The 21,218-nt window shown below is 60.2% G+C and carries 13 protein-coding genes; 12 read left to right on the forward strand and 1 reads right to left on the reverse strand.

Translation table 11 applies throughout. From position 1 onward, the window contains the following. The first annotated feature begins 251 nt into the window (after nucleotides 1–251). Nucleotides 252–2,129: a tetratricopeptide repeat protein gene (locus DC522_RS16385; protein WP_245444233.1), complete on the forward strand. Its 1,878-nt coding sequence runs from the start codon at nucleotides 252–254 to the stop codon at nucleotides 2,127–2,129. Nucleotides 2,130–2,276: 147 nt separating this feature from the next. Here DC522_RS16385 and DC522_RS16390 read toward each other — a convergent pair whose 3' ends face one another. Then, nucleotides 2,277–2,462, reverse strand: coding sequence for a hypothetical protein (locus DC522_RS16390; RefSeq protein ID WP_133239298.1), 186 nt, complete (start codon nucleotides 2,460–2,462; stop codon nucleotides 2,277–2,279). Between the two features lie 289 nt (nucleotides 2,463–2,751). Here DC522_RS16390 and DC522_RS16395 point away from each other — a divergent pair, with 289 nt between their 5' ends. From DC522_RS16395 to DC522_RS16445, 11 genes are all read left to right on the forward strand, one after another. Then, nucleotides 2,752–5,457 (forward strand): Ig-like domain-containing protein, encoded by a 2,706-nt coding sequence (locus DC522_RS16395; RefSeq protein ID WP_116529746.1) that lies wholly within the window; start codon nucleotides 2,752–2,754, stop codon nucleotides 5,455–5,457. Between the two features lie 186 nt (nucleotides 5,458–5,643). Beyond that, on the forward strand, nucleotides 5,644–7,782 hold the full coding sequence (locus DC522_RS16400; protein ID WP_245444235.1) for a CHASE2 domain-containing protein: 2,139 nt from the start codon (nucleotides 5,644–5,646) through the stop codon (nucleotides 7,780–7,782). Nucleotides 7,783–7,906: 124 nt separating this feature from the next. Continuing rightward, complete coding sequence (locus DC522_RS16405; RefSeq protein WP_116529748.1) at nucleotides 7,907–8,737, forward strand: universal stress protein; 831 nt, start codon at nucleotides 7,907–7,909, stop codon at nucleotides 8,735–8,737. Nucleotides 8,738–8,805: 68 nt separating this feature from the next. Further along, nucleotides 8,806–9,180 carry an SPW repeat protein gene (locus DC522_RS16410; protein ID WP_116529749.1) on the forward strand — a complete coding sequence of 125 codons (375 nt, stop codon included), beginning with the start codon at nucleotides 8,806–8,808 and terminating at the stop codon, nucleotides 9,178–9,180. Between the two features lie 39 nt (nucleotides 9,181–9,219). Then, on the forward strand, nucleotides 9,220–9,516 hold the full coding sequence (locus DC522_RS16415; protein WP_116529785.1) for a hypothetical protein: 297 nt from the start codon (nucleotides 9,220–9,222) through the stop codon (nucleotides 9,514–9,516). A gap of 135 nt (nucleotides 9,517–9,651) precedes the next feature. Beyond that, a complete protein-coding gene (locus DC522_RS16420; protein ID WP_116529750.1) occupies nucleotides 9,652–10,884 on the forward strand; it encodes a 3-methyl-2-oxobutanoate dehydrogenase (2-methylpropanoyl-transferring) subunit alpha in 1,233 nt (410 codons plus the stop codon). A gap of 3 nt (nucleotides 10,885–10,887) precedes the next feature. Next, the gene (locus tag DC522_RS16425; protein ID WP_116529751.1) at nucleotides 10,888–11,901 is read left to right on the forward strand and encodes an alpha-ketoacid dehydrogenase subunit beta; all 1,014 of its coding nucleotides are present in this window, start codon (nucleotides 10,888–10,890) and stop codon (nucleotides 11,899–11,901) included. A gap of 1 nt (nucleotide 11,902) precedes the next feature. Next, nucleotides 11,903–13,219 (forward strand): dihydrolipoamide acetyltransferase family protein, encoded by a 1,317-nt coding sequence (locus tag DC522_RS16430; protein ID WP_116529752.1) that lies wholly within the window; start codon nucleotides 11,903–11,905, stop codon nucleotides 13,217–13,219. Between the two features lie 4 nt (nucleotides 13,220–13,223). Next, a complete protein-coding gene (lpdA, locus tag DC522_RS16435) occupies nucleotides 13,224–14,621 on the forward strand; it encodes a dihydrolipoyl dehydrogenase (protein ID WP_116529753.1) in 1,398 nt (465 codons plus the stop codon). Nucleotides 14,622–14,871: 250 nt separating this feature from the next. Then, entirely contained in the window at nucleotides 14,872–16,812 is a 1,941-nt protein-coding gene (locus DC522_RS16440; protein WP_116529754.1) for an autotransporter assembly complex family protein, read from the forward strand. Continuing rightward, nucleotides 16,812–21,110, forward strand: coding sequence for a translocation/assembly module TamB domain-containing protein (locus tag DC522_RS16445; RefSeq protein WP_116529755.1), 4,299 nt, complete (start codon nucleotides 16,812–16,814; stop codon nucleotides 21,108–21,110). The genes DC522_RS16440 and DC522_RS16445 overlap by 1 nt, the downstream gene beginning before the upstream one ends. Nucleotides 21,111–21,218 lie beyond the last annotated feature (108 nt).

Raw genomic sequence — 21,218 nt, forward strand, 5'->3', positions numbered from 1 at the left:
TCACCGAACATGCAACTGCTCCGGTTCGGATCACAGCTCCAAACGGAAATGTGCAGTTCCTTCTATGGTCGATCTGGAAGGCGGTCCTTTGACGCGAGCGGGGCTTTTCGTCTTTAGGTCTCGCTCAGATGGCTACGCATTACCCTCCAACATGCTTGCTCCAGAACCTTCTGAGACTGTGAGATAGGTCACAGACCCTCGCTTGCCGCAGGAGCATACTGGAAAGGTACTCCAGCAAGGGGAGGTCCGTGATGACCTATATTGCGAAGCGTCTGCGTCTCCTGGCGCGCATCCGTCTCCTGACCACCACCGCAGCAGCCGCCCTTGTTGTTGCAACGTCGGCAGCGGCTTGTCCTCTTGGCGATCACAACTCTCCGAGAGTGAAACTTCTTCACAGAATGCCCCATGCAGGGCACGCGCTGCCGGTGTCGGGAGTGAAGATTGCGCAAGCAGATCACCAAGCCCATTCTCAACCGCCGGCGCGGAATGAACTCGGAGCCTATAGTCGCGACCTCCCCAAAGGAGCAGCGGCCCCAAGCGCCGAGAAACGTCCTCCTGTCTACGAAAACCTCGGCCGGTTTACATGGTCGGCAGTCGGTCCCTCAGCACAGGAGGCACGAGCCTATTTCGACCAGGGCTACCGCCTTGGCTGGGGTTTCAACCATGCCGAAGCAGCCCGTGCATTCCGGGCAGCACAGGAACTCGATCCCAGTTGCGCCATGTGCCTCTGGGGAGAGGCATGGGTGCTCGGACCGCACATCAACTATCCCATGGATGCCGATGCCAACGCCCGCGCGCTTGTCGTGCTCGAACAGGCCAGACGCCTTGCTCCAACCGCCGGTGAATTGCAGGCTGCCCTTATCGATGCCCTTTCGCGGCGTCACTCTTCCGATCCAATGGCCGACCGCAAAGCGCTGAATCAGGCTTATGCCGATGCGATGGAGGCCGTTCAGGCCCGCTTCCCGGAGGATCCGCATGTCGCGCTTCTGACCGCCGACGCGCTCATGAATCTCAACCCGTGGGATTACTGGACGGATGAAGGGCGGACGCCAAAAGGCAAAACCGCGCGGATGGTCGAGCTCATCGAAGGTGTGCTCGGCGATCGGGAGATTGGGGATCTTAAGGCCGATCCTGATCATCCGGGAGCCATTCATCTCTATATTCATGCCGTCGAAGCCTCTGACAGGCCGGAACGCGCTGCGCCGCACGCTGCCCGATTGGCGGCATTGATGCCTGGAGCCGGGCATCTTGTGCATATGCCAAGCCACATCTGGTACCGCCTGGGTCGTTGGCGTGAGAGTTTGGATGCGAATGTGCAAGCTGCCGCCGTGGATGAGGCGCAGCTCAAGCAAGGTGGCGCAAGCCTGCTTTATTCTGAGGGCTATTACGCCCACAACGTCCACTTCGTGATGGCCTCGGCCCTCATGGGAGGCGATGGCGGGACAGCTCTTGCGGCGGCTGAGAAGCTCGCCGGTCTCGTATCGGATCGCACCAAGCGCGAAGTGCCTTGGACACAGCCTATCGCGGCAGCGCCTTATACGACCCAGGCGCGCTTCTCAGAGCCAGAAAAAGTGCTGTCTCTGCCGGCACCGGATGGGAACTTCCCGTTCGTGCGCGCTTCATGGCACTACGCTCGCGGCGTTGCACTGGCACAGCTTGGGCGGGAGGAAGATGCACGTACCGAAGCAGCGGCAATCGCAGAGCTGGCGCGCGCATCTGAGATCATGGCAATGCCGGATGTCGGCGTGCCAGGTCCGGACGTACTCGTCATTGAAGGCAAGGTGATCGAGGCGCGGATCGCGCAGGCTAAGGGCGATCATGCGCAAGCTGCAGCGCGCTTCGCGGAAGCGGTCGTGATCCAGGATCGACTGCCCTATATGGAGCCGCCCTTCTGGTATTACCCGGTGCACCAGTCCCTCGGAGCAGCCTTGCTGAAGCAAGGTAAGGCCGAGGAGGCGGAAACTGCCTTCCGCGTCGCGCTGCAGCGCTCGCCCAACAACGGGTGGGCCGCCGCGGGACTGCTTCAAGCCGCCGAGAAGCGCGGTGATGATGCGGTTGCCGAGGAGGCGAGGGCTCTTATGAAGAAGAACTGGTTCGGCGGAGACACACCTTCGCTTGATCGCCTCTGATCCCGATCCTCACGGTCATGGACCGGAGCTTCATTTGTCTCCGGTCCATGCACATGGTTGCGCTTGATGCGCAATTGACGTCGATGCATAGAAAGGGGTGAGCGCAATCTTCAGTGTTGCAGAGTGGCCAGTGAATTAAAGGCTTAATCATCGACTTCGTTGCCAGCTTGGCTGTATTTCCAACGTCATGTGCAGACCCGGATCGTCGGGATTGAGGTTGAGCTCCTTCGCCTCTTTGTCCGAAACGCCGTCGTTGCGCAAGCCCCAGACGAGACCGGCGAGACCTGCCGTCACATCCTCGGGAACACGGAGCGCCTTGCTGACCTTACGCACGGCGCTCCGGCCACAGAACAATTCAGCTTCGGTTGCGTCGCCTAAGCCTCTTCATTGTCAGCGCCACGACATTGGTCGAGACATTTTCTAGAAGGTTAATTTCTCGATGCGAACGGCTGCTCAGTATTCAAAGATTTCATAGACGCGACTATGCAACTCGCATGCCAGCCGAAAATACTGATATCTCGTTGCGCAGTCGTAGGGCTACCTGGATCCAGCTCATGAGACTTCATTCCGGTAGGAATGTTCCGGTGAAAGGATTATCATCGTATAAACCGAGGGCTCGGCCGTGTTGCAATCCGCGGTTACCAGTGTCTTCGATATCCAAATCGATGCCGCGGAAGCGTCGAGCCGTCGTGCCGATGCCGAGCCGTCGATTCTTTTTCCTGATCGGAACCTCCTTTTCACCGCCGAATTCAGAAGATCGGGAGCCGATCTCGTGCTCATAGGGCACGATATGACAGCGGTCATTCTCGGCTACTTCACCCATGAACGGCACCTAAGCCTCACGACACCCGACGGTGCCAGCCTGACAGGCGCAACCATCGAGGCCCTTGCGGTTGCCGGAGTGCCGGAACAATACGCGCAAGCAACCAACGTGGCGGCCACACGAGTGCAGATTGGCCGGGTGGAGAAAGTTTCCGGATCCGCGACTGTCCTGCGAAATGGCATTCCTGTTGAACTGCACCTTGGCGACATGGTCGCCAAAGGAGATGTCGTACAGACCGGATCGGACTCGACGCTGGCGATACGATTTAGTGACGGCACAGTGTTCGGCCTTTCTTCCAATGCCCGCATCGTGCTCAACGATATGGTGTACGCCGCGGACTCGACTTCAAACTCGGCGCTGTTCACCCTTGTTCAAGGTGTCATCGGGTTCGTCGCGGGGCGGATCGCCAAGACCGGTGACCTGAAGGTTGATACGCCCGTCGCCACCATGGCGATCAGGGGAACTGCCGTTCAGACTGAGATCTCTGCATTCAGCGGAGTTACGAAAATTTCGCTTCTTACCGAGCCGGACGGCTCCGTAGGCTCGGTTCTTCTCCTCGACAAGAACAACGCATTACGGGTGCTGACTTCGGTATCGGACCCTCGAGCCGCGATACTTCTCACACCCGTCGGTGCCTCAGACCCGCAAATCACGCGAATCGCCAAAACGGCTGACGATTTCCGCGGTGAAAGCGATTTCGTGAGGGATCTCTTTCAGGTTTTTTCACCCCAATCTCAGAGGAGGGGCAGCAGCGACTTCGAGGATACACCGATCATTCCGGTAAACCTGCCAATGTCGATAGACCTGCCCGACCTCATGCTGCTTGACTTCAGACTTTTGACGCCGGAGCGTGCGGCCGCGCGCGATCAGCCCATTCCAGCCGCCACTTTCGTACCGGAGCAGATCCGTGGCGCGGCGATCGAGGACGGCCCCGTTGCGCAGATCGGTGCCTTGGTAGAAACCGTCACTTCGGCGGACGGTGCAACACCTCCACTCGTAAGCGTGCCGGCATCTTTGCCGCCGGGCATCAGATACATCGAGAGTTCACGAAGTTTCTTTCTGGACCCCTCGCATCCTGCCTATCAGCATCTGGGAGAGGGGGAGATCACGACAGTTGCCGTCAATTACAGTCTAGTGATTGACGGGGCTCGCATTCCAACAACGGTCTCATGGACTGTCACCGGACGGAACGATGCTCCCGTTGCGGAGAATGACTCAGTGCGCGCTGTGGGTGAGGTGGGGAAGACGATCCTGGCCTTGCGCGCCAATGACCGCGACGTGGACGGAGATTCACTTCAGATCGTTCGCTGGACAAACCCGCTCGAAGGTGCCCTTTCTCTCGACGCGTCCGGGAATTTGGTCTTTTATCCCAGCGGCGATTTTCAAGCGCTCAGCGCAGGTCAAACCGCCACTGTCTCTTTCACCTATACGGTCTCCGACGCCAAGGGAGGGACCGATACCGCAAATGTCACTCTGAAAATCGCCGGCGCAGGGGTATTTTCATCTCGCCCGAAGTCTGCTTCGGCGAGCGATATTCTCGAGTTTAACAATCAGCCGGTCGCTCTCACGATCACGGCGCCGTCTGCAACGACGACGCCAACTGCGGCTCTGGATCTGACCATCCGTCTTGGTCCGATTGTGCAGCCGCAAATGAATATCCTGTACCTCATAGACGTTTCGGGCAGCACATCTGGACGGTTCGAGGGGCAACCGGTTGGCGACCTGAATGCCGATGGTCGATCCAACACCGTTCTGGATGCGGAAATCGCTAGCTTGGTCACGCTGACCGAGCGGATAAGCGGACTCGGTTTTTCTCCTACTGACGTCGCGGTGACAGTGATTCCCTTCAACGGCAATGCCGACCCGACTACTGGTTCTGGCGACAATCAGCCTGTGACCGCAGCCACCTTCAACCTCGCAGGCGCAGGCGAGAAGATGATCGTCAATTACCTGAGGGGCCTTGACGCAGGCGGACAAACAAATTTCGCCGATGCTCTGCGAGCGGCCAACGAGAGATTGCAGGGCTTGGATCAGGGCAACGAGAGGAACATTTTGTATTTCCTCTCCGACGGGGCCGGACAGGGCTCGGTCGAGGCCGAGCTTGCGAGATTGAACGATGAGTTTGGAGCGAGGATCGCCGCGTTCGGCATTGGAGAAGACGCTACTCTCTCTCGGCTGAATATAATCGACAACACAGGTGGAGCCTCGCGACTGACATCGCCGGATCAGATCGAGACCTCCGTTCTCGGATCGCGAGTTCCCAATGGGGTAATCGCCGATCTCGACGTGTTCGTGAACGGCAGGGAGATCGCCGAGATCGGCCGTGAGGATTTGGTCCCGAGGCCCCAAGGCTTTGCGCTGGATGCCACGATCGGAGATCTCGAACGGCTTGCGGGCGGTCGGAACACGTTAGCGGCCGTTGTCACCTTCGCAAGTGGAGAGGTGTTGAGGGCCGAGCTGACCATTGCGGGCGCTCTTCCCCACTCCACTGATCTCGATCTGTGAGGCGGAGATGCCTGGGCCGTCGATCGTGTCCGACATCCTCAACGACGGCCCGATTGGATATCAGGAGCCATCGCATCGTAATGGGAATAGGAGTCATGACTTCCCGGCATGGACCCATGGCCTAGCGGAGCGTTGGCCATGATCGCTCTTCTGAGAAGCATGCGGCGCTTCGGAGTGGGACGGGTCGTGGGTCTCCTGCTTCTTGTTGAGCTGCTGGCATTGCGGGTTTGGGATCCTGGTCCCATTGAAGCCCTTCGCCACAAGTCCTTCGACATCTACCAGCTGATATATCCGCGCGTCGCCGGCCAAGTCCTTGTCTCAATCGTAGATATCGACGAGCAGAGTCTTCGCGCCCTCGGGCAATGGCCGTGGCCGCGCACGGTCATGGCCGACATGGTCTTGAAGATCGTCGAACGGGGCGGAACCGTCATCGGCTTTGATGTGCTATTTCCTGAACCGGATCGTAGCTCGCCGGAGATCGCGGCCGAAAATTTTCAGGGGCTGGATCCCGACATGCGGGAGAAACTTCGGCGCCTGCCCGGTAACGACGCTGTCTTCGCTGAGGCCATTCGGGCGTCCAAAGTAGTGCTTGGGCAGTCTGGTTATCGTGTTTCGGGAGCCGCACCGACCACAAGGCCAGCGTCTCAGTCGGGAATTGCAACACTCGGTCCAGATCCCCGGTCATTCCTGGTAGATTTTCCGCGCTTGCTGCGGAATCTTCCTATCCTTGATGACGCTGCTCAAGGACACGGCATTTTCTCGATCATCCCCGAACTGGATGGTACTGTCCGTCGCGTACCTCTCATGGCAGTCGCCGATGGAGTTGTTGTTCCGTCGCTTGCTCTAGAAATGCTTCGTGTCGCCACAGGGTCAGGTGTCACTCTGATAAAGACGGACGCGAGCGGCGTCCGAAGCGTAGGCATTCAGAACCTCGATATCCCGACAGACGGCAAAGGTCGTGTCTGGATTCATTTCTCGCGGCACAATCCTGGCCGATATATTTCTGCCATCTCCCTTCTGCAGGGCCGGGTGTCCTCCGACAGCCTTGCGGGCAAAATGGTACTGGTCGGAACCTCAGCCGCAGGTCTTCTTGATCTCAAGGTCACGCCAATTCACCCTGCGCTTCCAGGCGTCGATCTCCACGCCCAGCTCCTGGAGAGTGCTCTCACGGGATCAACCTTGAGGCGGCCGAGCTATACGGCCTTTGTCGAGCTCTCTCTAGCAGCTCTCCTGAGCCTGATCCTGATTGCACTGGCACCAAGGGTGAATGCCGGAACCCTCTTCGTGCTCGGCGGCACAATTGCCGCCGTGACCCTGGGCCTGTCATGGTATTGCTTCACCGTTCTCGATCTTCTGATCGACTACACCTTTCCGTTGATCTCAAGTTTTCTGGTCTATGCGGTTCTGGTCTGTACGAATTATGTCACTGTTTCGGCAGACCGCTACCGGATCAGATCCGCTTTCAGCCAATATCTCTCACCTGATCTGGTGGAGCAGCTGGCAAAATCGCCGGAAAAGCTGACCCTCGGCGGAGAGCAGCGGGAATTGACGGTTCTGTTCTCGGACGTTCGTGGCTTCACGTCGATAGCCGAATTGTACAAGGATGATCCACAGGGATTAACGGCGCTGATCAATCGGCTGTTCACCCCGCTCACGCGGGACATCATGGATCGCCATGGAACGATCGACAAATATATGGGTGACGCAATCATGGCCTTCTGGAACGCGCCGCTCACCGATCCCTCCCACGAGCTGAACGCATGCGAAGCTGCCCTCGCGATGCTAGACAGCCTCCGAGAGCTCAATGAGCAGCGTCAGCGTGAGGCCGGTGGTGATCAGTCGGTCCCGCCACTTAGAATCGGGATTGGCCTGAATACCGGTCTGTGCGTCGTTGGCAATTTTGGTTCTGATCTGCACTTCAACTATTCTGCATTGGGCGACGCAGTGAATTTGGCGTCCCGGCTTGAGGACCTGACAAAGCAGTACGGAGTTCCCGTCATCATTGGGGAAAAAACGGCTTGGGCAGTTCACAATCGGTTCCCCGTTCTTGAAATCGACCATATGCAGGTGAAGGGAAAGCGAGAGCTGGAGCGGATCTTCACAATCGTGGGACGCGCCGATGCGACCAACGGTTCGGATTTTGTGACGTTGAACGAAAGAAACGGCGCCATGCTCGCCGCATACCGCAATCATGAGTGGCAGAAGGCCCTCGAGATGATCCTCCTCTGTAGGGAGCTAGGAAAGCACTTCGGGCTCGATGACTACTACGATCTCTACATTCAACGGATCCGCCATCTGATCGATGCTCCTGCATCGTCTAATTAACCAGGATTCATAGCTGAGCAGGGACGGCGACGATTGCGCTGGTCAACCTAAAGAGCAGGCATGCGAAATACTTGATTCCGTATTATTATAAAGCCATAGGTCAGAGATTACCGAGGTGGTTATCATGAAAGCCATCCTGGTTCCGGTTGAGCCACATGCGTCTATCCGCTCTGTTCTTGACGCTGCATTGTTAATAGCAGGTCGGTTCGGGAGCCATATTGAAGGGCTGGCGCTCGGCCCTGATATTCCTGCCAGCATCGCCTTCGATGTCCCAACCAGCTGGGCCATTCTCAGCGAGAAGGAACAGCGTGATCTCGTGGAACAGTCCCGACAGCTGTTTGAGGGCTTCATGCTCTCCTGTGGGGTCCAGCAGGCCGGCGTAGCGGACGAGGTGTCTTGCCGCTGGCTGGGGCGGCAGCTGTTCGGAGATAGCTATATCGGCAGCTTTGGCAGGGTGTTCGACCTCATTGTACTTGGCCAGCCTGGTTCCCGTGACGAGCCACCGCGACTGGCTACGGTTGAAGCGGCGCTGTTCGAAAGCGGACGACCCATTCTGCTGGTTCCACCCGCAGCGCCGGCATCGATCGGCGAAACGATTATGATCGCATGGAACGGCAGCACAGAGACAGCCCGCACTGTCGCGCTCGCGATGCCTCTCCTGGCGCAGGCCAGCCAAGTCATTGTCCTGACGTTGGAGGGTTGGGGTGCAGATGGCCCTTCCGGTGATGAATTGACCAGCCGCCTTCAGAGAAACGGCATCAAGGCTGAAGCCGTGACACGCAGTATGAACACGCATTCTCCGGGCGAGGAAATCTTGGAACAGGCAGCTGCATTTCACGCGGATCTGCTCATCAAGGGCGCCTACACCCAGAGCCGTTTGAGACAATTCATCTTCGGCGGGGCGACGAGCCATATCCTTGCCCATGCAAGAGTGCCAATTCTGATGGCGCATTAGGAACGTAATAAGCCTACCAAATGCCTCTGATGGTTTCACGGGAGTAGCTGCTTACAGAGGAGGATAGGATGAGTACCGTCAACGACCATACTGACACGACCTTCAACATTACGAATGTCGCGCTTGGTGTCATTCTGATTGCAGCTCCATGGCTGCTTGGCTTCACAGATGAGACTTGGGCTGCGCGCAATGCTTGGCTCAGCGGAGGAGTCGTGGTTCTCCTGGCGCTTCTGGCCTTGCTCCGGACCTACGATTGGGAGGAGTGGCTCAACGTCATAGCCGGGCTTTGGATCACAGCTTCGCCATGGCTTCTGTGGTTCGAGGATGTCGTCCCTGCGCGGTGGACCCATGTCATCATTGGCCTCTGCATCATAGTGTTCGCAGCGCTAGAGTTGCGCCACCTCTATCTTGGGCCGAAGGATATGATGACCTCGCAGAGGTAGGAGAGACACCACACTCGTCAGCGAACAATGGAGGCATCCATGTATGTCGTCATTCGCAAGTTCAGCCACATGCACTCCGTGCCTGAGGCGGCGCGGCGTGCCGAAAGCGGGATCGGCCAGATCCTGCGGCAATCTCCGGGATTCCAAGGCTACTATGTGTTCGACGGCGGCAATGGCGTAGGCGGATCGGTGACCCTGTTCGACAGTCGGGACAACGCTCTTGCGGCCAACGAGAAGGCCCTGTCATGGATCCGTGCAAGCTTGGCGGATCTGGTTCAGGGGGAGCCGGAAATCACGGCTGGCGAGGTCCTGGCTGTGGTCAAACCTCAGGAATGAGATAGAGCCGGCCGCAAGGTTGGCCATCGAGCGGTTTGAGGCGCCGGCCGTCGAAGGCGCGTTCCTTGGAAACAGCCACGCCTATAGCCGAAGGGTGTTTCGTTCCTAGTTTTGTCTATGGGAGAACGAAACGCCATGAATGACTTCCGACCCTTGACCCTCCATGTTCCGGAGCCAGCCGTTCGTCCGGGAGGAACTCCTGACTTTTCCAATGTGAAGATTCCCAAGGCCGGGGCCGTGCCTCGGCCCGAGGTGAATGCGAATCCGGAAGACATCCGCGACCTTGCCTTCTCTATTATCCGCGTCCTTAACCGGGCTGGAGAAGCCGTCGGACCATGGGCGGGTCTCCTGAGCGACGAGGAGCTCGTCGAGGGCATGCGGAACATGATGACGCTTCGCACCTTCGATGCGAGGATGCTGATCGCCCAGAGGCAGGGCAAAACGTCCTTCTACATGCAACATTTGGGCGAGGAAGCTATCAGCTGCGCCTTCCGCAAAGCGCTCTCGTCCGGGGACATGAACTTTCCGACTTACCGGCAGGCTGGGCTCCTGATTGCCAGCGGCTATCCTATGGTCGACATGATGTGCCAAGTCTACTCGAACTCGCGCGATCCGCTAAAAGGCCGCCAGCTTCCCGTCATGTATTCCTCGAAGGAGCACGGATTTTTCACGATCTCGGGCAATCTCGCGACACAATATGTCCAGGCGGTAGGCTGGGCGATGGCATCGGCGATCCGGAACGACACCAAGATCGCAGCGGCCTGGATTGGTGATGGTTCGACGGCGGAGTCGGACTTTCACGCCGCCCTTGTCTTCGCCTCCACTTATAAAGCGCCTGTGATCCTCAATATCGTCAATAATCAATGGGCGATCTCGACGTTTCAGGGCATCGCGCGGGGCGGTGCAGGAACCTTCGCGGCTCGGGGATTGGGCTTCGGCATCCCGTCGCTCCGGGTCGACGGTAATGACTATCTCGCTGTCTATGCCGTCGCAAAATGGGCCGCAGAGCGTGCCCGCCGCAATCTTGGACCGACACTCGTCGAATACGTGACCTATCGGGCCGGAGCGCATTCGACCTCTGATGATCCTTCCGCCTATCGTCCCAAGACGGAATCCGATGCCTGGCCTCTCGGTGATCCTATCATCCGCTTGAAGAACCACCTGATCGTGCGCGGTGTCTGGTCCGAGGAGCGCCACAAGCAGGCGGAGGCTGAAATCCTCGATACCGTGATCGCTGCCCAGAAGGAGGCAGAAAGCTACGGCACGCTTCATGCCGGTGGAAAGCCTTCAGCGCGGGACATGTTCGAGGGGGTCTATGCGGAGATGCCACCGCATCTGCGTCGGCAGCGTCAGCAGGCGGGAGTGTGAGCCATGGCCCGCATGACGATGATCGAGGCTATTCGCGATGCGATGGACGTGATGATGGCGCGTGACGACCGCGTCGTCGTCTTCGGAGAGGATGTTGGCTATTTCGGCGGCGTCTTCCGCTGCACGGCAGGCCTTCAGCAGAAATACGGCAAGACACGATGCTTCGACGCCCCGATCAGCGAGTCCGGCATCGTCGGCACAGCCATCGGCATGGCGACCTACGGTCTTCGTCCCTGCATTGAGATCCAATTCGCCGACTACATGTATCCGGCCTACGATCAGATCGTGTCCGAGGCCGCCCGCCTGCGCTATCGCTCGAATGGTGAGTTCACCTGTCCACTGGTTATCAGAATGCCGACTGGCGGCGGCATTTTCGGCGGGCAAACACACAGTCAAAGCCCTGAGGCGCTGTTCACCCATGTGGCGGGCTTGAAGACCGTCGTGCCGTCGAATCCTTATGACGCCAAGGGCCTCCTGATCGCTGCCATCGAGGATCCAGATCCGGTCATCTTCCTAGAGCCGAAGCGGCTCTATAACGGCCCCTTCGACGGTCATCACGACCGCCCGGTCACGCCCTGGTCGAAGCATGATCTCGGAGAGGTCCCGGCGGGCCACTTCACCCATCCTCTCGGCAAGGCATCGGTCGTGCGAGAAGGTTCAGCCATGACCGTGCTGGCTTATGGCACGATGGTCTATGTGGCTCAGGCGGCCGCGGCGGAGACGGGTATTGACGCGGAGATCATCGACCTGCGAACCCTGGTTCCTCTCGACATGGACACCATTGCGACGTCCGTCAGGAAGACGGGGCGCTGCGTGATCGTCCACGAGGCTACGCTCACATCAGGGTTTGGTGCGGAGCTGGCTGCCCTTGTCCAGGAGGCGTGCTTCTTCCAACTCGAGGCGCCAATTACACGGGTGACCGGATGGGACACGCCTTATCCCCATGCGCAGGAGTGGGACTATTTCCCTGGACCTGCTCGCGTCGGGCGTGCTCTCGTCGAGACGATGGAGGCCTGACATGGGTGAGCACGTCATCAAGATGCCTGATGTCGGCGAAGGAATTGCCGAGGCCGAACTCGTCGAGTGGCACGTGAAGGTAGGCGACCTCGTCCGTGAGGATACGCTGCTGGCCGCTGTCATGACCGACAAGGCGACGGTGGAGATTCCCTCTCCGGTCGAAGGCGAGGTTCTCTGGCTGGGCGCCGAGATCGGTGACGTGGTCGCCATCGGCTCGCCCCTGATCCGTCTGAAGGTCGAGGGCGAGGGCTCAGTCGCATCGTCGGCCGCGGTCGAGGAGGAGAAGGACGAGATGCCGGCGCAGGTTGCTGCAAGCAAGCCGGTAGCGGTCGAGCCACCTGCGGAGCCCGGTGCCCCAGTCCGGCTCATGACGCCACGGACACCTGGCGAGGTGGCCCGGAACCATGGGCTGAGAATGCCCCGCCCAGCCGTTGCGCGGGCAGAGGGTGAAAAGCCGATCGCATCGCCGGCCGTGCGCCTGAGGGCACGTGAGGCGGGAATTGACCTGCGGCAGGTACCCGGCACAGGTCCTGGGGGGCGCATCACGCATGAGGATATCGATGCCTTCTTCGCACACGGGCCGCAGGTAGCTCGTGGGCCGGGCCTCACCCCAAAAACGTCCGTCGAGCAGATCAAGGTTGTCGGATTGCGCCGCAAAATTGCGGAGAAGATGGCGATCTCCAAGTCGCGTATTCCTCACATCACCTATGTGGAAGAAGTCGACGTGACGGCGCTCGAGGATCTGCGGGCGTCGCTCAATGCAAACAAACGTTCCGACAGGCCGAAGCTCACCCTGCTGCCGTTCCTCATGCGGGCCATGGTGAAGGCGATCGCCGAGCACCCACATCTGAATGCGCTCTACGACGACGAGGCCGGCATCGTCCACCAGCATGAGGGCGTGCATATCGGCATCGCGACGCAGACCGCCTCCGGTCTCGTCGTCCCTGTCGTCCGGCATGCGGAAGCACTCGATCTTTGGGGCTGTGCCGCCGAACTGAACCGGCTTGCAGAGGCTGCGAAATCCGGCACGGCGACACGTGAGGATTTGAGCGGATCGACCATCACGATCACGTCGCTGGGCGCGATGGGCGGCGTCGTCACAACGCCAGTGATCAATCATCCCGAAGTCGCCATCATCGGCGTCAACAAGATCATGGTGCGACCAGTGTGGAATGGATCGGCCTTCACCCCTCGAAAAATGATGAATCTGTCGTCGAGCTTCGATCACCGGGTCATCGATGGCTGGGACGCAGCCGTCTTCGTGCAGCGCATCAAGACGCTTCTGGAAACGCCAGCGATGATCTTCGTGGAGGCTTGAACCAATGAAAGACATGTCGTGCAAGCTCCTCGTCATCGGCGCGGGACCGGGGGGCTATGTTTGCGCCATCCGCGCCGGGCAGCTTGGAATGGATACGGTGATCGTCGACACCAGAAAGCCTGGCGGAACCTGCCTCAATGTCGGCTGCATCCCCTCAAAGGCACTCATCCATGCGGCCGAGGAGTACGATAGGATTGTTCACTTCGCCTCTGGCCGGAATCCTCTCGGGATCACGACAATGAAACCGGGAATTGATCTTGCCCAGACCGTTGCATGGAAGGATGGCATCGTCAGCCGCCTCAACAGCGGCGTGTCAGGCCTGCTCAAGCGGTCGCGGGTGAAGGTGGTCGAGGGCTGGGCACGCTTCCGCGATGGCAATACGGTCGAGGTGGAGACGGAAACGGGACGGCAAATCATCCGCGCGGAGAATGTCGTGATCGCAACAGGATCGGCTCCGGTCGAGCTACCGAACCTGCCCTTTGGAGGGCCGGTGATTTCTTCGACTGAAGCGTTGGCGCTGACTGAGGTTCCAGAGAAGCTCGTTGTTGTCGGGGGAGGCTATATCGGCCTGGAGCTTGGGACTGCCTTCGCCAAGATGGGCGCACAAGTGACCGTTGTCGAAGCGCAGGCTCGCATCCTCCCGCAATACGATGCTGAACTGACCCGCCCCGTTGCGAAGAAGCTGCAGGCTCTCGGCGTTAACGTCATGACCGGCGCGAAGGCAAGAGGCGTGACGAAAGGAGGCAGCGCACTCCTGGTCGAAAACGGAAGTGGGGCCGAGACGTCGCTCCCTGCGGACAGGATCCTCGTTACGGTTGGACGGAGGCCGGTCACGCAGGGTTGGGGACTTGAAGAACTCGTCCTCGATATGGATGGGCCATTCATTCGAATTGGGGATCGATGCGAAACATCAATGCGGGGGATCTATGCCATCGGTGACGTCACCGGCGAGCCGATGCTGGCTCATCGCGCCATGGCGCAGGGCGAAATGGTGGCCGAGATTATCGCCGGCCATAGGCGCGTGTGGGATAAGCGGGGCATTCCAGCCATATGCTTCACCGATCCCGAGATCGTCACCGTTGGCCTGACATCCGACGAAGCGGGCAGGGCCGGGACAGAGATTCGAGTCGCGCATTTCCCCTTCTCGGCCAATGGTCGCGCGATGACGAGGTTGGGAGAAGACGGGTTCGTGCGCGTGGTCGCCCGGGCGGATAATCATCTGGTGCTCGGAATTCAGGCAGTGGGGCAGGGCGTATCTGAACTGGCCGCGGCCTTCGGCCTGGCAATCGAGATGGGAGCGCGCCTCGAAGATATTGCAGGCACGATTCACGCGCATCCGACCCAGGGAGAAGCATTCCAGGAGGCGGCCCTGAAGGCCCTAGGACGTGAGCTTCATATTTGATGTCATCATGACAGTCAGGCCACCCCTATGGCTCGATAGGTCCTTCAGAAACGCCTTATGCCTACGCTCCTTGAAATATGGGCTTCGCTTCGCTTGAAGTGGATTGTGGCGAACCGCAGGTTTGATCATCCTGGATTCTGCCTTATTTGACCGCAAAGTCTTGAGACGCGGCGAAGGTTCATTTTGATAGTTTGTAGTTAGGGTGCTCGTGGCGCAATCGGTATGGTCGGGAACCAGGAAATATACCTATTTGGGAATCCTTGCTGGACTGTTGTCCGGCGCGGTATCGATCCCGCAGGCTGTTGCCTTTGATTTCTTCGGCCTCTTTGGGCGGAGGGATGAGACTCCGCCGCCTCCGAATGCGGACACGCTGCCTTATTCTCTCGATTTTGCAGTCACAAGCAGCGATAGGAAAATTGTAGAGATCCTTAAGAATGTTTCGACGCTTCAAAGCCTGAAGAGCGATCCACCTCCGGATGCGGATGCTCTGGTGCGCCGGGCGGAAGCAGATCTGCCTCGCCTCAACGATGCGCTATGGGGAGCGGGCTACTACAATGCTCGCATCGCTATCACGGTCGCAGGCGTTCCCCTGACACTCCAGACCCTGCGTCCTGAGGCTGCTATCCGTGCAGCAACAGTCTATCGGTCGCGGGCGCTCGTGCCTGTCCAGGTTGCAGTCGATCCCGGATCTCAATTCGTCCTCCGGAATATCACCGTCCTAGATGCAAGGACCGGGCGCCCGTTTCTCCCGAATGAACTGCCGCCACGCATCGTCAAGATCGAGCCCGGCGATGCGGCGCGCGCGGCCGACATCGTGGCGGCCCAGGCGCGGATCGTCGATCATTTCCGCGCCCAGTCGCGGCCCTTCGCCAAGGTGACCGGGCAGAACCCCGTGGTCGTTCATCCAGCGCAAGTCATGGACATCAGCCTGACGGTCGACCCGGGACCTCAGGCGGGTATCGGGAATATCACCGTCCGAGGCGCAGAGAATGTGGACCCTGCGGTGGTGCGCTCATTCATCTACACCGAACCGGGCGATCCGTATTCGCCCGCAGCACTCGCCTCGATGCGCAAGTCTATCCTGAACATCGAGGCGCTGTCGTCCGTTCGCATACGAGAGGGAGAGACGCTTGATACCTATGGCAACCTGCCTCTCTTCGTCGACATTACGGAGCGCCAGCCTCGTGTCATCGGTGCCTCGGTGCAATACTCGACAACCGACGGCCCGGCGGTCCGGGCCTATTGGGCGCACCGGAATTTGTTTGGAGGCGCCGAGCGGCTGAGATTTGAAGGCAGTCTTTTCTATCTTACGGAGAACGGCGGCCGTCTGAATGACGACGAGGAGTTCGATTGGGATGATCTCGGAGGCCGCTTCCGCGCGAGTTTCCTGAAGCCAGCGCTGTGGGGGACGCGCAACGACTTCCTGGCCGAGGCTTTGGTCGAGCGCGACCGCACGGAGGGCTACACAAGCCGCCTCGTCAACGGAACGGCGGGTATTCGCCATCGCTTCAGCGAAACCTTCTCAATCCAGGGCGGCATTGAGTACGAGAGGGGGCAGGCTTCGGACGTTCTCGGGCAGGTGGACTACACCCTCGTCGGCTTTCCGCTTTCCGTCACCTACGATTCCACAGACAACACGCTTGATCCCACGCGCGGCATGAAGCTGCTGGCGTCCGTCACGCCTTACCCGGATTTCCTCGGCTCGTCGGTCTCCATGACGATCGCCAGAGGGACGGCCTCGGCCTATTGGTCCATCGATGATGAGTCCCGCTATGTGCTCGCAGGCCGCCTTGGTCTCGGCTCGATCGTCGGAGCAGACCTTGAGGAGATTCCGGCCAACCGGCGCTTCTACGCCGGCGGTGGCGGTTCGGTGCGCGGGTTCGGCTATCGCACCTTGAGCCCGACATTTTTAGGGGAGCCTATCGGCGGGCGCAGCCTGCTCGAGGCTTCTCTGGAGGCGCGCATCAAGGTCACCGATACGATTGGCATCGTGCCTTTCGTCGATGCGGGAACCGCCTTCGAGTCGAGCTATCCGGATTTCGACGAGACCATCCGCGTCTCGGCAGGACTGGGTCTGCGCTATTACACCGGGATCGGGCCGATCCGCCTCGACGTCGCGACGCCTCTTCGCCGCGAGAGAGGGGACGACCGGTCCTTCGCCATCTATGTCGGAATCGGACAGGCGTTCTGATGATCAAGCTGCGCCGCCATCTCGCTCTCTTCGCCATCGCTGTGATCCTGGCTCTCGGCGTTCTCTGGACTGGCTCGCCCAGCCAGGCCCAGACCGACCAGAGCGTTCTGGCCAATCTGATCTCGCGTTTGCTGTCGACGCCCACCACACGCGTCAGCATCGGCAGCATCGAAGGCGCGTTGTCGTCGAATGCTGTGATCAGGGACGTGCGAATCTCGGACCGTAACGGCGTCTGGCTGTCGCTCGATCGTGCGCGTCTCGTCTGGACGCGCACGGCGCTGTTGCGCGGTCGTCTTGAGGTCAACGAGCTGCAGATCGACCGCCTGCAGATTCCCCGCAAGCCCGTGTCGACGGAAGAGGAGGAGGCCGCCGTTTCCGAAGAGCCGATCCTCCCCGAACTGCCTGTAAAGGTGATCGTGGAGAGATTTACCCTGCAGGAACTTGCTCTCGGAGAGCCAGTGCTCGGGACGGCCGCGCGACTCTCGGCGCAAGGCTCGGCCGATCTCGGCGATCCGTCCGAAGGACTCAAGCTCGACTTCGCTGCGCAGCGTCTCGATGCGCCCGGACGCCTCTCAATCAATCTCAATTATGTGCCACAAACGAACCGCCTTGCGCTCGACCTGTCACATCGGGAGCCGGCGGGCGGCATTGCCGCTCGTCTGCTCAACCTGCCTGACCTTCCGCCGGTCGATCTCAGGCTAGCGGGCGAAGGTCCCTTGAGTGGGTTCATCGCGCGGCTCGATTTTTCCGCCGGCGCAACCATTGGTGCTGCAGGCACGACAACCGTGAGGCGAGGCGGTGCGGGCTACGCTATCGATGCCAATCTCGCTGCACGGATCGAGGGGCTTTTGCCCGCGCCGGTTGCGCCTGTCTTCTCGGGGACGACCCAGTTGCTGGGGAACGTGGCAATCGGTGATGACGGCAGCCTACGGTTCCAGCCCGTTCGCATCACCTCGAATGTGGCCAGCTTCGACGTGGCGGGCACCGTCAGCGCAGATCAGGCTCTCGATCTGAGCGTGCAGGCCCGCGCCTTGCCGACCGATGGTTTTATGACCCGTGCGGGCGACGCGGAGATCCGCCGCCTCGACTTTGACGGCACCGTACAGGGAACCATGACGGCTCCTCGCATCAACGGCTCTCTCGACGCCGCAGGAGTGCGGCTGCCGCAGGGATCACTGGACGCTATCCGCGCCCGTATCACCATGACTCCGGTGAGCGATGTGGCGATCCCTGACCGTTTCTCCTTCACCGTCGATGCAAGAGCCAACGGCATCCAGCCTTCCGACAGGGCGCTTGCCCGCGCACTGGGTCCAACTTTGTCGCTAATGGCCAATGGCACAATCGACCGGGATGGCATTGCCAGCGTCGACACGGCAAGCCTCGAAACATCCACCGCCCAAGCCGGCTTTACCGGTCGGATCGGTTCGACGGTCCTGGACGGCAACCTCGACGCCAAGATCCCGACGCTTGCTGCCTTTTCCGGCGTTGCCGGCCGGACACTGCGTGGCTCTGCATCACTTCAAGCGAAACTGTCGGGCAACCCGCGACGGGCCGATATCGCGGCAACGGTCGAGGCCAACCTGCGGGAGCTTTCGACAGGGACACCTTCGCTCGATGGCCTTCTCGGCCGCTCGGTGACCGCGAACGGTATTGTGCGCCGAATCCCGGGTGGGTTCGCCTTCGAAAACTTCCGTGTCGATGGAGCGCATCTCGATGCGCGCGCGGACGGTCGCGCCACGCAAAGCGCAGCCGACCTTGGACTTGATATTTCCATCGACGAGCTCAGGCATGTGGACCCGCGCATCAGCGCGGGTCGAGTGGATGTAGCGGCGCGTCTGTCGGGCTCTCTGGAAAAGCCGGATGTGAGAGCGACCGCGACATTGGCCGAGGTGCGTGCGCTCAATCGGCCGATCCCGCGCCTCGTAGTCACGCTGGACGCGAAGGATGTGACGGGCGCCCTCGATGCCGCTCTCAATCTCGAGGGGCAGGTGGGCTCAAAGCCTGCGAGCGGCACCGTGCATCTTGTCCGACCGGCTGAAGGCGACTGGCTTCTGGACCGGATCAATGTGAATGTTGGCTCCGTCTCGCTGAACGGGGATCTGCGGATTGCCTCTGATCGGTTGGCGCAGGGGCGGATCTCTCTTTCCGGACGCAATTTCGACGATGTCAGTCCGCTGCTGCTCACGAAGCTCGATGGATCAGTCGAGGCTGACATCACGTTCAAGGCCCTGAACGGGCGCCAGGATATCTCGATTGCCGCAAGAGGCTCTCGCATGGCCGTCGCTACCGTGACGGTGCAGGACTTTAATGCGCGGCTTACCGTCTCCGATCTCTACGCGCGTCCCATGATTGACGGCACCATTCAAGCCGATGCGCTGAGTGTGGCCGGGCAGGCCTTCACGACGGTGCGCCTCACTGCGGAAGGCTCGCCAAACGCATCGAATATCACGGCCTCTGCGGTGGGACAGGGCTTCGATCTCAATGCCCAGGCGCGCGTGGTGCCAAGCGATGCAACGCGCATCGAACTCGCGAGCTTCACGGCGCGGCGTGGAGGCAGACGCCTCGCCCTGGCGCAGCCCGCCACCATTTCCCTGCAGAACGGCACGGCCACCGTCGATGGTCTGGTGATAACATCCGACCAGGGACGTGTCGCCGTGTCCGGTAGCATGGGTGATCGGCTCGATCTGTCGGTCGATATCCGAAACCTGCCCCTGCAGATCGCCGAAATCGTCGCTCCCAATCTCGGCCTTGCAGGCACCGTGAACGGAAGCGCCACAGTGCGAGGGGAGGCGAGTAATCCAAGCGGAACCTATGATTTGAGAATCGTGGGGCTCGCAATTTCGGAAACCCGCCAGGCCGGTCTGCCGCCGCTCACGGTGACGGCACAGGGTCGGATCGCCGACCAGCGAGCGACGATTGATGCGGACATTGCTGCGGGACGTTTTGGAGCGCTGAAGCTCTCGGGCAGCGTCCCTCTCGATCTGATGGATGAGCTTGCTCTGAAAGTATCGGGGAGAAGCGACCTCGCGGTGGCGAACTCGTTCCTTTCAGCGAGCGGTCAACGTCTGACCGGAAGCGTGGCGCTCGATCTGACGATTGCCGGCCCGATCTCTGAACCACGGGTTCAGGGCGCAATCGCGCTCGCCGGCGGCAGCTTCGTCGATTCACTGCAAGGAATCCAGCTGAACGACATCAACGGACGGTTTGCTGCACGTGGTCAGACTCTCGTCATCGAGCGTCTGAGCGCCCGCACCCCGAATGGCGGATCACTCGCGACCAGCGGACAGGTGACCATTGATCCTGTTGCCGGATGGCCTGCCGACATCCGCATCACAGGCAGCCGTGCCCAACTCGTTTCGAACGAGATCGCAGACGTGAGCGCCGACTTGGATCTCGCGATTTCCGGGCCGCTCACGAGCAGGCCGCGCGTTGCCGGCCGGGTCGATATCATCACGATGAATGTTTCCGTGCCAGACCGCCTGCCGACGACCTTTAGACCGTTGCCGGGCACCAAGCACATTCAGCCACCCCCTGCGGCTGCGGCGCGGCTCGCCTTGGCGCGCAAGCGGCAGACCGTCAGTTCGCGCGGGCGTCCATTCAGTGCCGATCTTGATCTCGTCATTGCAGCACAGAACCGCATTTTTGTGCGGGGGCGTGGGATCAATGCCGAGCTTGGGGGCGATCTGCGCCTCCAGGGCACGTCCCGGGATCCTGTTGCCATCGGTGCGTTCGAGCTTCGTCGCGGGCGTCTCGATCTTATCGGTCGCCGTATCGATCTCGTACGGGGGCGGCTGGATTTCACAGGCGATCTCACGCCGTCGCTCGACTTCCTGGCTGAGACGCAGGCGGGTGACGTGACGGCCCGCATCGCAGTGACTGGACCTGCCTCGCAACCTGAATTCGCCTTCAGTTCCAGCCCCGATCTGCCGCAGGACGAAGTGCTCTCGCGCATCCTGTTCCAGCGTCCCTCAGGTGGCCTTTCGGCGGGCCAAGCGCTACAGCTCGCGCAGACGGTGGCACAGCTCTCCGGAGGAACCGGGACGGAAGCCTTCGAGAGCCTGCGCCGCTCGCTTGGTGTCGACAGCCTCGACATCACTGTCGATGCCTCCGGTGGCCCTGCTGTCGGTGTATCGCGTTATATCAGCGACAATGTCCGCGTGGGTGTCAGGGCAGGCGCGCGACCTGAAGAAAGCGGCGTCACGGTCGATGTGGATCTGACGCGGCGCCTCAAAGCGCAAGGCGCCGTCGACGCCGAGGGTGGAACCTCCGTCGGTGTTGGCTTCGAGTGGGAGTACTAAAGAGACGCTCTCGGTCCAGAAGAGCCCGCACGCCAGCGAGTGCCGAATTATGCTTCAGGAAATGCTCAAGAGCTCCATGCGATGCGGCTATTCTATCTTTTGGTATCC

It is taken from the genome of Microvirga sp. KLBC 81, from assembly GCF_003075415.1.
Classification (GTDB): domain Bacteria; phylum Pseudomonadota; class Alphaproteobacteria; order Rhizobiales; family Beijerinckiaceae; genus Microvirga.